This window comes from Clostridium cadaveris (assembly GCF_020911725.1).
GTDB lineage: Bacteria > Bacillota > Clostridia > Clostridiales > Clostridiaceae > Clostridium_X > Clostridium_X cadaveris.
Genome location: NZ_CP076620.1, coordinates 2,172,625 through 2,186,374, shown reverse-complemented (window position 1 = coordinate 2,186,374; position 13,750 = coordinate 2,172,625). Strand labels below are relative to the sequence as shown.

General features: G+C 31.9%; 11 protein-coding genes. 6 read left to right on the top strand and 5 right to left on the bottom strand.

Features of this window, described 5'->3' with window-relative positions; genetic code table 11:
- Positions 1-33: 33 nt before the first annotated feature.
- The 3 genes from KQH81_RS10310 to KQH81_RS10300 are packed head-to-tail and all read right to left on the bottom strand — an operon-like array spanning position 34 to position 4,236.
- Positions 34-1,572 carry a glycine betaine uptake BCCT transporter gene (locus KQH81_RS10310; RefSeq protein ID WP_027640047.1) on the bottom strand — a complete coding sequence of 513 codons (1,539 nt, stop codon included), beginning with the start codon at positions 1,570-1,572 and terminating at the stop codon, positions 34-36.
- A gap of 15 nt (positions 1,573-1,587) precedes the next feature.
- The gene (grdH, locus tag KQH81_RS10305; RefSeq protein ID WP_099335627.1) at positions 1,588-2,898 is read right to left on the bottom strand and encodes a betaine reductase selenoprotein B; all 1,311 of its coding nucleotides are present in this window, start codon (positions 2,896-2,898) and stop codon (positions 1,588-1,590) included.
- Positions 2,899-2,910: 12 nt separating this feature from the next.
- Entirely contained in the window at positions 2,911-4,236 is a 1,326-nt protein-coding gene (locus KQH81_RS10300; RefSeq protein WP_099335626.1) for a glycine/sarcosine/betaine reductase component B subunit, read from the bottom strand.
- A gap of 238 nt (positions 4,237-4,474) precedes the next feature.
- On the opposite strand from KQH81_RS10300, the gene KQH81_RS10295 reads away from it, so the two are divergent.
- Positions 4,475-5,125, top strand: coding sequence for a TetR/AcrR family transcriptional regulator (locus KQH81_RS10295; RefSeq protein ID WP_099335625.1), 651 nt, complete (start codon positions 4,475-4,477; stop codon positions 5,123-5,125).
- A 46-nt stretch (positions 5,126-5,171) separates the two neighbouring features.
- Here KQH81_RS10295 and KQH81_RS10290 read toward each other — a convergent pair whose 3' ends face one another.
- Positions 5,172-5,885, bottom strand: a complete 714-nt coding sequence (locus KQH81_RS10290) for a GntR family transcriptional regulator (protein WP_027640042.1) — start codon at positions 5,883-5,885, stop codon at positions 5,172-5,174.
- A gap of 433 nt (positions 5,886-6,318) precedes the next feature.
- Between KQH81_RS10290 and KQH81_RS10285 the strand changes: the two genes are divergently transcribed.
- The 5 genes from KQH81_RS10285 to KQH81_RS10265 all read left to right on the top strand — a co-directional run bounded on the left by KQH81_RS10285 (position 6,319) and on the right by KQH81_RS10265 (position 12,337).
- Positions 6,319-7,860, top strand: coding sequence for a hypothetical protein (locus KQH81_RS10285; protein ID WP_027640041.1), 1,542 nt, complete (start codon positions 6,319-6,321; stop codon positions 7,858-7,860).
- Between the two features lie 34 nt (positions 7,861-7,894).
- On the top strand, positions 7,895-9,478 hold the full coding sequence (locus KQH81_RS10280) for a PTS transporter subunit EIIC (protein ID WP_035771323.1): 1,584 nt from the start codon (positions 7,895-7,897) through the stop codon (positions 9,476-9,478).
- A 90-nt stretch (positions 9,479-9,568) separates the two neighbouring features.
- Positions 9,569-10,111 carry an RDD family protein gene (locus KQH81_RS10275; protein ID WP_027640039.1) on the top strand — a complete coding sequence of 181 codons (543 nt, stop codon included), beginning with the start codon at positions 9,569-9,571 and terminating at the stop codon, positions 10,109-10,111.
- 23 nt (positions 10,112-10,134) lie between these two features.
- Positions 10,135-11,499 carry a sulfatase family protein gene (locus KQH81_RS10270; RefSeq protein ID WP_027640038.1) on the top strand — a complete coding sequence of 455 codons (1,365 nt, stop codon included), beginning with the start codon at positions 10,135-10,137 and terminating at the stop codon, positions 11,497-11,499.
- A 64-nt stretch (positions 11,500-11,563) separates the two neighbouring features.
- Positions 11,564-12,337, top strand: coding sequence for a sulfite exporter TauE/SafE family protein (locus KQH81_RS10265; RefSeq protein ID WP_027640037.1), 774 nt, complete (start codon positions 11,564-11,566; stop codon positions 12,335-12,337).
- A 170-nt stretch (positions 12,338-12,507) separates the two neighbouring features.
- On the opposite strand, the gene KQH81_RS10260 is transcribed toward KQH81_RS10265, so the two are convergent.
- Positions 12,508-13,743 carry a dicarboxylate/amino acid:cation symporter gene (locus tag KQH81_RS10260; RefSeq protein ID WP_027640036.1) on the bottom strand — a complete coding sequence of 412 codons (1,236 nt, stop codon included), beginning with the start codon at positions 13,741-13,743 and terminating at the stop codon, positions 12,508-12,510.
- Positions 13,744-13,750 lie beyond the last annotated feature (7 nt).

Here is a 13,750-nt window from a genome sequence, read left to right as displayed (position 1 = left end):
TCATAGTTATTATTTTCTATGACTCCTTGCATTTTATTTAATAGAGGTCTTATTCTTGCTATTAATGATAGATGTAAGATCTTCTTGACGAAGAGCCTTTACTAAGGACACACAGGCGAACAGCATTACAAATATAAATGGAAATGCCGCTGCCACCGAGGCCGTTTGAAGAGCTTTCAAGCCACCTGCAAATAGTAGAGAGATAGCTAATAAAGCTTGTACTAAACCCCATAGAATTTTTTTGCTATTACTTGGGTTTAAATCTCCATTAGATGAAAACATGCCTAGTACAAATGTTGCTGAGTTTGCAGAAGTAATGAAGAAAGTACAAAGAAGCACTATAGTAATAACTGAAATTATAGTTCCTAAAGGGTAGTTTTCTATTACTGCAAAAAGTGTGAGTTCAGGTTTTGCAGCTATAGATTGAAGTGCAGAAGTAGTCATTTTCCCAGTGATACCAAGGTTTATACCTAAAGCACCAAATATAGCAAACCATAGTAGTGATGCTAAAGCTGGAGCTAAAATTACTCCTCCAACGAATTCTCTTATAGTTCTTCCCTTAGATATACGGGCTATAAAGGTTCCTACAAATGGAGCCCATGCAATCCACCAAGCCCAGTAAAAGATAGTCCATGCATTTGTCCAAGTATTATCTCCAAATGGACTTATATTCAAACTATCTTGGAAAAAGGCTCCGATATAATCACCTAATCCAGTAGTAAATGTATTGATCATTTTTATTGATGGACCAACTAAAAATGTTAATAGAATCAAGCCAAAAGCAAGCCAAAGGTTTAAGTCTGAGATGGCTTTTATACCTTTTTCTATTCCGCTGACAGCCGTCCAAATAAATATAAAAGTTATTGTTAATATAATTATTAATTGAACCATTTTAGTCTCAGGAATATTAAAAACATAATTTAATCCGCTGTTTATTTGAAGCGTCCCTAGACCTAATGAAGTGGCTACACCAGCTACTGTTGCAAATATAGCTAAAATATCTATTGTTTTGCCTATAGGACCTTTAACTCTTTCTTCGCCTAATAAAGGAATAAAAATACTGCTTATTAGACCTGGTTTGTTTTTCCTAAACTGGAAATAAGCTAAAGCAAGTCCTATTATGCTATAATTTGCCCAAGGGTGAAAACCCCAATGTTTAAATGAAGCTCTTATTGCAAAGGCAGCAGCTTCAGGGCTGCCAGGAGTAAGTCCGGTTATGTCAGAAGTGAAGTGGGAGAGCGGTTCAGCAACTCCCCAGAATACAAGTCCTATTCCCATACCAGCTCCAAACAACATTGCGAACCATGAAACTGTACTAAATTCAGGCTTTGAATCATCAGCTCCAAGTTTTATGTTTCCATATTTACTGAAAGCTAGTATAAGAGCAAATATTACAAAGACCAACATAGATATTAAATAGGACCAGCCAAAATTATTTGCTAAAAATCCATATACGTTATTTGCTACATCATTAAATTTATCTGGAAATACGACACCTAGTATGACTATTATGAAAGTAATTATTAGAGAAATAGAATACACACTGTTTTTACTATTTTTAGAGACTTTCATAATTAACACCTCATTTTAAAATTTAACCTTAAATACAGTTTGCTCCTTTATATCTGAAGTAAGAGCATCTAGAGCAATACCAACTCTATGATATCTTAACTTCCATTGCTCTTCCTTAGTCGTAGATGGATCACCTAGAGGATAAGGTATTGATATTGTTGGAACTATCCTATTAGAACCAACAGTTTTTGCTACAGGTACTAGATTTGCCATTTGAACTATTGGAAAACCAGCTTTTTCTATTTCTTTTACCATTGTTGCACCGCAACGAGTACAAGTTCCTCATGTAGAAACTAAGATAACACCATCTACGTGGGCATCTTTCAAGTAAACTGTCATCTCATTTGCCATTCTGGCAGCTTCAGCTTGAGTTGTACCAGTACCAACTGTTGAATAGAAATATTCGTGAAGCTTTCCGATTTTTCCTTCCTTTTCATAAGCACGCAATGCATCGATTGGAGTTATAACGTCTGGGTCTGCATCAGCGGCAGCAGGGTCAAAACCAGCATGGATAGTTTTATATACTCCACCCTTTAAATCATCGGTATATGATATATCGTACCTTCCCCATCTAGTTGCAGAAGCTGATTGAATTCTATCAGGATTATCTACAGGAACTATTCCACCAGTTGTAACTAAAGCGATAGTAGCTTTGCTTAAATCTTTAATAGGATTTGCAATAGGTACTCTATCAAGCTTTGGAATAGGGAGCTCTGTTTTAAAAGGTTCATTATTTAGTTTCTTTATAAGCATATCAACAACTCTATCACTAGCTGGAACAGCTGTGTCTAGCCAAACTTGATGGCGTATTCCACGACCGTAGTAGCCTTCTTCATCAGCACTTAATAAAGATTCATTATTTAGTAGCTTGTTTCCGAAACTTGCCATAGCTTCTATATCAGCTCTCATTTTTGCTGCACTATGACCACCTTTGAATATATAAATATCATTTTTAAACATTTCTACACCAGGGTTTTCTATATGCATAGAGGATATAGTAGGAACATTAAATTTTTCCTTAACAGCTTTGCATATATTTCCACATGCAGATCCATATCTACCAGCTTGAAATGCAGGGCCTGCAAAGAAAATATCAAAATCTATATTTTCAATATCTTTAAGAATTCTTGAAATGGCTTCTTCTTCATGAGAGCCCATAAAATTATCTCCACATATTATTGTGTGAGTAACTTCTGCATCCAGAACTTTGTTTAGATGCATAGCAGGACCTACTAAACCTTCTATAACAATAGGTTCAAAATCAGCCTTTTCTTCACCACCTATTTGCCCAAAGAATTGATTTATATACAATAAAGCTTTTTTCAATTCACACACCTCCTAGAATTCTTTCATAGTTTTAGGAGACCATCCTATAACTTGGTCACCACAGAACATAGCGTTATTTTCCATTATTATAGAGCCATCCTCTCTAACTGATGGTCCTAAGATTTCATCACCAGCCCATCCTCCTGAAAGTCCATCTCTTCCTAGGGATTCGAGTTCACCTAAAACTATTTCCATAGGCGGAAGTTCGATAAGCTCGGAAACGTTACCACAGGAAACTATGGCATTAGCTTTTTCATCTAAAGTAACTAGAGGCTGAGACTTTCCATCTCTTCCAGTACATTCGTTAGTTATACCAACAGTCTTTACACCGGCATCTTCTAATGCAACTATGCAAGCTATGAAGTCAGCATCAGGATTTCCGTAACCTTCTTCAGCAACAATAGCACCATCAGCACCTAAGGATTTAGCCATTTGAGCTACAAATAAAGCGGCTCTTTCTTTTTGTTCAAGAGCAACATTAAGATTTGACATTATTACTCCTAAGAAGTTTATTGTTTTTCCATGCTCTTTATATAATTTTTTGATAGTAGGGCAATTTTGGAAGTCATAGGTTGACCATTTTGAAGAGCAAGGCATGAAACTTCCGGATATTATAGCTCCATCAAGAACTTCATTTGGATGCATAAGGGTAGGAAGCATTCTATTACTGTCCCATCCATATACTAAGTCGTTATATCCAAGTTCCTCCATTTGAGATTGAGGTTGCATAACATAAACCATAGAAGGTAAATCGTTTTCTTTTTTGCTGCGTTTAGTTATAGGAGGTAATTCATAAGTTTCAACTTCTTCAGGTTCTAAATCCTTTACTATGCTACCTATATATTCTGCTAGTTTATGACCAGCTTGTCTTAAAACTTTGTTCTTTTTTTGTTGTTCTCCTTTTTCAAAATCTTCATCTGTATCTGCTACGAGAACTATATTTTTTAATTGAGAGAAATAAGTATATTTTGCGCCTTCGCCTCCCATGTCAATAAGTCCATCTTGAAATCCTCCAAAGTGACGTCCTACTACTAATACAGAAGTGCCTTTAAGTGCATGAGTTTTTCCATTTCCAGCTTGCTTTAAATCTCCTGTATATCCAGGGAAAACAGGATCTCCATTGACTTTTACTCTAGGTTCAATAGCTTCTTTTACTGGTACTAGACGAACCATATCACCAGGTTTTACAATGTATAGCTCAGCTTCAGTAATATGCTCATCCTCTCTTATAAACCTTAGAGTCTCTTCCTTATTAATGGTAAGCAGTCCTTTGTCATAGGAATTTTTTTCTCCAAAGCAAATATCTTTGACATAAAAATTACCGATTTCTAACTTCATATTATACGCTCCTTTCACTATTTAAATAATATAGGTCGTTTCTAAAATTGATGGATAGAAATTAGAAAATAAAAAATTGTCTGACTATATATTAGCACAATCGTGTTTATAAATAAAATAGGATTATATAATAATCATGATTATATTTTCTGATAATTTAAAATTGTTATCCTAATTATAGAGAGAAATATGATATAATATGTAGGACATGATTAGATGAATAGGTGGGAAAACGTGTATGGACAAAAAGACAATTCAAAAAAGAAGATTAATGGGGTATTTTATAGATGCTACTATTAAGATTATGGAAGAAGAAGGCATAGAGAATGTTACCATAAGAAAGGTAGCAGATGAAGCAGGATATAATAGTGCAACTTTATATAATTATTTTAGTAATCTTGACCATTTGATTTTATTTGCTTCTATGAAATATTTAAAAGAATATACAGAGGCATTGACTTCTTATGTAAGTACTGCAAAATCAAATAAAGAAAAATTCTTTCTTATTTGGGAGTGCTTTTGTAAATATTCTTTTAGCAATCCTAAGATATATAATCTTATATTTTTTTCAGAGTTCAGCAATTGTTTAACAGACATAATAAAAGAATATTACTCTATATTTCCAGATGAACTGGGAAGCTCGGAAGAGTTAAACTTTATGCTTTTGGGAGATAATATTTATTCTAGAAGTTACTCTATAATAAAAGTATATTTGGGTAATTACAACTTATCCGATGAGGAAATATACAAGATTAATGAAATGACAGTATTAATTCATGAAGGAATGCTTAGAAAATTTCTTAGAAAAGATCCGATATATTCGGTTGAAGAAAGTGTAGATAGAACAATGGATTATATAAGATATATAGTTGATTCTTATTTAAAATAAAGGATGCCATTAGGCATCCTTTATTTCGTATTGCGTTAAAAATCATTTATCTTTTTCTTATATAGTTTAATTGATATTTTGGAGAGTTTAAAAATAATTCGGTGTAGTCTAATACATCTCCAGTTTTTGAATAAGTTGTATTTCCTATTCTTATTATTGGAGTACAATTATCTATAGAAAATAGTTTACATAAGTTATCAGTAGGAAGCATAGGAGAAGTTTGATGATAACTATAATCAATACTTATTCCTTTAACCTTTTCAAAATACTCGTATTTTGAGCCTTCTAAAATTTTTATGGAAATATCGGAATGTTTTTTTACTGACATATAAGAGTGTTCAATAACAAGAAGTTCTCCATTACCATATCTATATCTTTCTATATAGTAGACCATATCATTTTCAGCTATGCCTAATATATTAGCAATAGCTGGAGTAGCTTCTTTTACCGTGAAGGAGTTGACTTTTGTTGAAGGGGTCAATCCTAGTTCTTTCATTTCTTCTGTAAAACTTCGCAATACAGCTATTTTTTGGGTGGCTGTGTTACCTGTAACGAAAGTTCCTACACCAGGGGTTCTGTAAAGCAGCCCCTTAGCAACTAAATTATCAGTTGCTCTTCTTACAGTGACTCTAGAAACATTGTAATTTCTTGCAAGTTCTAATTCCGTTGGAATCATATCATTTTTTTTATAAAAACATGTTGAGATTTTATCTAAAATATCATTTTCAATTTGTTTATATTGAGCCATCTTATTACTCATATTTAATGCTAATCACCTCATTTTAATAGAATCATGATTATAGTATATTATAACAGTATATATTTAAAAAGTATACATTTAAATGGGTAAAACAAATATGTCTCTCTTAAATGTATTTACATTTGCATTTAATATATTTATTTAAAAAAATAAAAGATACACTTTTTATACTGCAAAAGAAGAAGTTATTATTTTGTATCAGGTTAAAACTAAAGATTTTCATTAAGTTGAAGACTTTGCTCTTCATATGGGAGAAACGCCGGAATAGTATGATTAGAAGCTTAATATAAGATGCTTTAAAGTATGCAAAAAATAAGAAAGAAGTTTGTAATATTGAGATAGAAAAAAAATATAAATACATTTAAATAAATGTATTGACATTTGTTTAGAAAATGTTTACAATCAATTTAAAGAGAGAACATAGGAGGGCAAAATGAAGTATAAATATTTATTTTCAGATTTACATAGCAATATTCATCATGAGCAGATGGGTCAATTAGAACAGTGGTATGAGCAGGCAAAAGAGATGTTAGATTTTTGGCCTATTGCATATTATCCTTATCATGTCAGAAAAGACAAAACTGGCATTAGTCTTGAAGATATACATCCAATTGAAAAGGTGAAAGAAGATTGGGATAATATAACTCAGTTTGTAAAAGAAAAGAACAAATTGAATCCTAAGTTCCCTGTGTTAGCAGGATATGAATGGCAAGGAGCAGGGCTGGATGGAGATCATAATGTATTTTTTAAAGATGAAGGACCTTTAGTAAACCCATTAAGATATGTAGATTTATACAATGAACTTTCCCAGTATTCTGTAATAGCTATACCTCACCATTTAGCCTATAGCCTATATCATAGAGGAAAGAATTGGGGCACTCATATAGATGAATTTTCTCCTTTTGCAGAGATATATTCGTCACATGGAAGTTCAGAAAGTGGAGATACTGATATACCTATGACTAGACATATTCATATGGGACCGAGAACTGGCGGGACATCAGTATTTGATGGATTAAAAATGGGGCATAAAGTAGGAATAATAGCATCTGGGGATAATCATCTAGTGGCAGCTCAATATGGACATGGATTTGCAGGAGTGCTAGCAGAGGATAACACTGTAGATAGTATATGGAATGCACTTACTCACAGAAGAGTATATGGAATGACTAAAGGAAAGGTCAAATTACTTTATGAAATAGACGGAAATATAATGGGTTCAGAGTTTTCAACAGATAAGGATAGACTAAGTCATCACATATCCGTGGAGACACAAGATGCTATAGATAGAGTAGTAATATATAAAAATGGAAATCCATACTTCACATATAATCATAGTGAAAATTGGATGGAAGAAAAAATAGAAAATACAGTAAGATTTAAATTTAAAATAGAATTTGGATGGGGACCAGATTTGAAAATTTATCCAGATATTCAAGAGAAAAAATGGACAGGCTCTTTAAAAACAACAGGAACAATTAAATCTATAGAAAAATGTTGGGCTTCAAAGGGTCAAAGTTTAAAAGTAATAGATGATAAAGCTTGTGAATTTCAGCTTACTACAAGAAAAACTACACAATCTGGAAAGTGGATGGGACCATCTCCTGTGACTACAGAAGGGTTTGTTTTTGAAATAGAGGCAGACAAAAATTCAGATATCATTTTAGAGGTAGATGGAAAGACTTATATAAAAAAAGTAGCATCTATATTAGCGAATACAGATGTTATAGCGTTTGTAGAGGAAGCAAAGGCTTTGGCAAAAGAAAGATTTGGATTTGAAGATTATTATAGAAGTGATCCTTTCTATCATAATGCTTATAAGGTAAGAATCATGAAGGGGAAACCTGAAATTGCATACAAAATAAATAAAACTTTCGATTTAGAGAATAAAGGGGATAATTTTTACCTAGCAAAGGTATATGAAACTGATGGATCAGTGGCTTGGTCTTCACCAATTTGGGTAAATAAAAAATAATAAATTTATTTATATATAATTAAGGAGGTCTAAAATGAGTATTAAGGAAAACAAAGTGGCCAATGGAACCTTTGGCATAGCACAGAAGCTAGGGAAAGCTATATTACTTCCCATAGCCATTCTACCAGTTGCAGGATTGTTTTTAGGACTAGCAGCTGCTCTTACAAATAAAGCAGTTATAGAGGCATATCCTATGCTTGGATCCCAAGGATTACAAGCATTCCTTCAAATTTTAAATGCTATTGGAAAGAGCGTATTTGATGCTTTACCACTTATATTTGCAGTAGGTATATCAGTTGGACTTGCTAAAGCTGATAAAGGAACTGCAGGATTGTCGGCAGTTGTAGGATATTTCGTACTTATAACAACTATTAATGCTTTATTAAAAGTAACAAATCAATTACCAGGACAAGGAGTGGATCCTAAATCATTAGGACAAGGAGCTCAATTCGGAATAATGACTTTACAGATGGGGGTATTCGGAGGAGTTTTAGCAGGTTTATATACATCTTGGGTACATAATAAATTTTATAAATTAAAACTTCCTGAAGTATTAGCTTTCTTTGGAGGCTCAAGAAGTGTTCCTATTATAACAACAGTAGTAGGTTGCATATTTGGAGTCATAATGTTCTTTGTATGGCCAGCAATAGGTAATGCTATTGCATCCTTTGGAGTATTAGCTTCTAGGCTAGGTGTTTTTGGAGCATTTTTGTATGGACTTATTTTAAGAACTTTATATATATTTGGATTGCATCACGTATTCTATTTGCCATTCTGGACAACTGCAGCAGGCGGAGTAGCAGAGGTTGGCGGTGTAGTTATAGAAGGATGGCAAAATATATTTTTAGCACAATTAGCAGATCCAAATACTACACATTTCTTTGGTAATATAGCGTTATATAACAGTGGTAGATACATACATATGTTATTTACATTACCAGCTGTATGTTTAGCTATGTATCGATCTATACCAGATAAGCAAAAGCGTAAGAGAGCATTTGGATTTATACTATCTATTGCATTAACATGTTTTATTACAGGAGTAACAGAACCGATATCATTTGCATTATTATTTGCTAATCCTATTTTATTTATAGCTGAAGCTATTATATTCGCATTCGGTTTTGTAGCGTGTGCCTTTGCAGGTGTAACAATAGGTTCAACATTCTCAGCAGGACTTATAGAATTCTTATTATTTGGAGTATTCCAAGGCAATGCAAAGACTGGATATGTATGGATTATAATTTTAGGAATTCCTTTTGCCATAGCTACATACGTTATATTTAGATTTTTAATAACTAAACTAAATGCTAAAACTCCAGGAAGAGAAGATGATGAGGAAGAGGAAATGAAAATCAGTACCTCATATCAAAGTGGACAAGCAAAGGAGATAATTAATGCTTTAGGAGGAATGCAAAATATTGCAGACCTTGACAACTGTGCTACTAGATTAAGAGTTAATGTAAAGAAATTGGATGTAATAGATCAAGAGGCACTTAAAAAGACTGGTGCTCACAATACCTTATTGAGAGGCAAAAATGTACAAGTAGTATATGGTCCAAAGGTTAATATAATAAAATTAGAAATTGATGAGTATATAGAATCTATTTCACAATAAAAATAAAAATTGATGAAAGGTGGAGCTTTCTTTGCTCCACCTAAAAATTAGATTTCATAATTCAAATATAGAATAAAAAGAGGAGGAAATATGAAAGAGAAAGTTAGAAATGAAAATAAAAAAGAAAAACTAACTAGATTAGGAGCGTATATATCAGACTATTTAATAATTTTAATGGTTACTAGCGTAATAGCCTATTATTCTATCAATATTAAACTGAAAATTAATTATATAGTTTTAGATAAGCTACCCTTCGAATATAGAGTGTTATATGATGAGATAGCAATAATCATAGCTTTTATATTTCTTATAATAATACCTCTTTTTAATCAAGGAAAAACCTTAGGAAAAACCATATTCAAACTTAAAGTTTATGAAAAATATGGCAACATTATTTCGAAAAAGACACTATTAATGAGACAAGGATTAATTATATTTTTATTAGGGGGGATATTGAACCCTAATTATATTTATTTAGTAGATATACTGATGCTTAAATTAGGTAATAATTTTAGTTATTTACAAATTATTGCTAATGCTTTTAGTATATTCTGTATATGTTCTTTCTTTTTCACTAAGAGAAAACAAACAATATATGATAAATTCTTAAATGTAAAAGTGAACTTAGTATAGAAGCAGTGAAGGGAGCAAGATATATGAATATTATATATATACATACCCATGATTCAGGAAGAATATTATCGCCTTATGGCTATAATGTACCAACACCAAATTTAAACAAGTTTGCTGAGGATGCAGCTATATTTACAGAAAGTTTCTGCGTTTCACCTACATGTTCACCTTCAAGAGCTGCATTACTTACTGGAACTTATCCGCATCAAAATGGGATGTTAGGACTAGCACAAAGAGGGTTTTCTATAGATTACAATAAGCATTTGGTGAATTACTTGAATAAAAATAATTATCATACTATTTTATGTGGTATTCAACACGAAGCAGGATGGTATTTAGACCATGATTTAGGAGCTAAAACTATAGGTTACAATGAAAATATAACTAATGATAATAAAGAATATAGACAAGAGGACTTAACGTTATGGGATCAAAAAAATGCTGAAAGTTTAAGTGAATGGATAGAAAATTATCATGGAGAAAAGCCGTTTTTTATTTCATATGGAATGTACTCTACTCATCGAAGATATCCTGATTGCATAGATGAAGAGATAGATGAAAATATGATAAGACCACCTTATCCAATTCCTAATAATGCAATGACTAGAAGAGATCATGCAAGATATATGACAAGTGCTAAGAGTGCAGATAATTGTTTTGGGAAGGTTATAGAAACGTTAAAAAAAGAAAATAAATATAATAATACAATAATTATATTTACTACAGATCATGGACTAGCAAATCCTTTTAGCAAATGTACTTTATTTGATAGTGGAATAGGAGTAAGTCTTATCATGAGAGTTCCTAATTCTAGTGCTAATGGTAAAGTTATAGATAATTTGGTTTCTCATATTGATGTATTTCCAACTTTATGTGATTTGTTAGAGTTAGATAAACCTGAATATTTAGAAGGAAAGTCTTTTGCAGAATCCTTTATAAATGTTGAAGCACCAACGAGAGAAGAAATTTTTGCAGAGGTTACTTTTCATACATCTTATGAACCTATTAGATGTGTAAGAACCAAAAGATATAAGTATATAAGATACTATGATAAAGAATATTTAAATATTAATAGATCAAACATAGATTCATCTTTATCCAAAGAGTTTTATATGAAAAACGATTTAAGCAGTCAAGTAAAGTATGAAGAAGCATTATTTGACTTATACTATGATATTGGAGAGAGAAATAATTTGATAGATGATCTTAGGTATGAAAATATAAGAATTCATCTGAGAGATAAACTTGAAAAACATTTAAAGGATACAAATGATATGATTTTGCAAGGTGAAATCCCTGTGAAAAAGGAATGGAAAGTCAATAAGAAAGAATGTGTAGAGGCTAGTTCAAAAAATAAGAATGATTATGTAAGCCTAGGATTAAAATAGAGGTACTATAAGGGCCCCTTTTATAATAAAAAATAATTCAGCATGATTAAAGAGGAATATAAAAATGACAATTATTTATTTTTTCATAGCTTTATTTGCAACTACGGCTGGATCTATGGCAGGACTTGGCGGAGGAGTTATCATAAAGCCTTTATTAGATGTGTTAGGGGACTTTAATGTGGCAACCATAAGTGTTCTATCATCTATGACGGTATTTTCAATGGCGATAGTTTCTATAATAAAGCAAATAAGATATAGATTTAAAATTCAATACAAGAAGACTATTTTAATTGGTATAGGATCTATCGTTGGTGGAGTTATTGGAGAAAAAGTGCTTAAATACGTATTAAACTTAAGTGATGGAAGTAGCATAACTACGATTCAAAATAGCATTCTTTTAATTTTATTGATATCAGTATACATATTTATGAATAATAGAAATAAATTTAAGACTTATAATGTATCTGGGATTTTTTCATGCATATTAATAGGAATAGGCTTAGGATCAATAGCATCTTTTTTAAGCATAGGAGGAGGACCTATAAATGTATGCGTATTAACATTGTTTTTTTCTATGAATACTAAGGAGGCAGCAGTAAACTCAATAGTTACAATACTTTTTTCTCAAGGATCCAAACTTATAAGTATAGCAACAACCACAGGATTTGAAACCTTTGATTTATCAGTTATGCCTTTTATGATAGTTGGAGGAATTTTAGGAGGAATATTAGGATCTAGATATAATAAATCAATTAAAGAGTTATATGTTTTAAAGGTATTCAACTTTGTAGTTATTAGTCTTATTATAGTGAATTTTTACAATATAACTTCGGCTTAACAAGTATCATAGAATGACTAGAAGATTTTTTACAATATAACTCAATATATGAATAAACACTAACTTAATTAATCTATAAAAAAGCCCAATAAACATCTTTAACAATAGCAGTTTATTGGGCTAGCTTTGTATAAAATGAAATACGAAGCGATTTTTAATTGCTTTTAAATTTATTGCTGAGCTTTTAGGCTTAATTTATTTTGAAGCCAATTTTTGCCTTCTACAAAACGAGAAATTATCATTGCTATGCCTACATCACCTGTTACATTGATTGCTGTAGCTGGAGCATCTGTAATTGTTCCTATTAGAACCATTATTGGAATGGATACTTGAGGAAATCCAAATGCTGAAACTATGAATATTTCTCCTACATAGCCACCAGCAGGAATTGCACCCATTACTGTTGAGGCCACTACAGAAACTACTACAGCTGTTATAATATTTTGCACTGTTAAAAATGGAATATTAAATACAGAGCACATAAAGGCTATTTTTAGTATTGTGATTATACAGGCTCCGTCTTTATGCAAATTAGCACCCATAGGAATTGAGATGTCTGCTATATCATCTGATACTCCAATTTCTTTTGCTGCAATTAGGTTAACTGGTATGGAAGCTGCACTAGAGCATGTCCCAAGTGCAGTTATAGTTGGGGTAATGCAGTGTTTCCAATATCGCCTAACTCCTTCTCTACCTGCACCAATATATGCAAATAGTGTATTAGATAATGCATAGTAAATAATTACTGCAACAAGATAAACTATAATAGCTCTTGATAAAGGTCCTATTAACTCTTTTCCATTTTGACCCATTAATATTGCAAAGTAACATCCTAGACCTAGTGGAGCTAGTTTCATTATTATACCAATAAGTTTTAATATTACGTCTGAAAGTGCATCCATAAAATCAGTTATTACTTTTCCTTTTTCTCCTATACTAACTAAAGAAATAGCGAATATAATTGTAAATACCATAAGAGCCATTAAATTCTTTCTAGATAAAAGACCAGGAAAATCATTTACAGTGAACATTGACAAGAAATTTGTGCTTCCTGTAAATTCTTCAGTTGTCTTATCAAATGCAATAGTAGTTCCTTTAGCAGGGTCGAATACACCAGTAACAAATACCATATAGAGACTGGCTATGATACCAGTTATTATAAAAGATACTAACATTATAAGTAAAACTTTTCTAAGTTTAGCTAAATCTTTCATTTTTCCTATAGATGAAACTAAAGAAACGAAGATTAGTGGTACAATACTACAATATAGCAAATTTAAAAATATGTCTGCTATTGGTTGAAGGACTGAAGCTCCCTCTCCCCAAAAATAACCTGAAACTGCACCGATTATCATGCAAGCAAGTAATAGTATGGAAGATTTATATGTCTGAAATAATTTTTTCATAGAATTA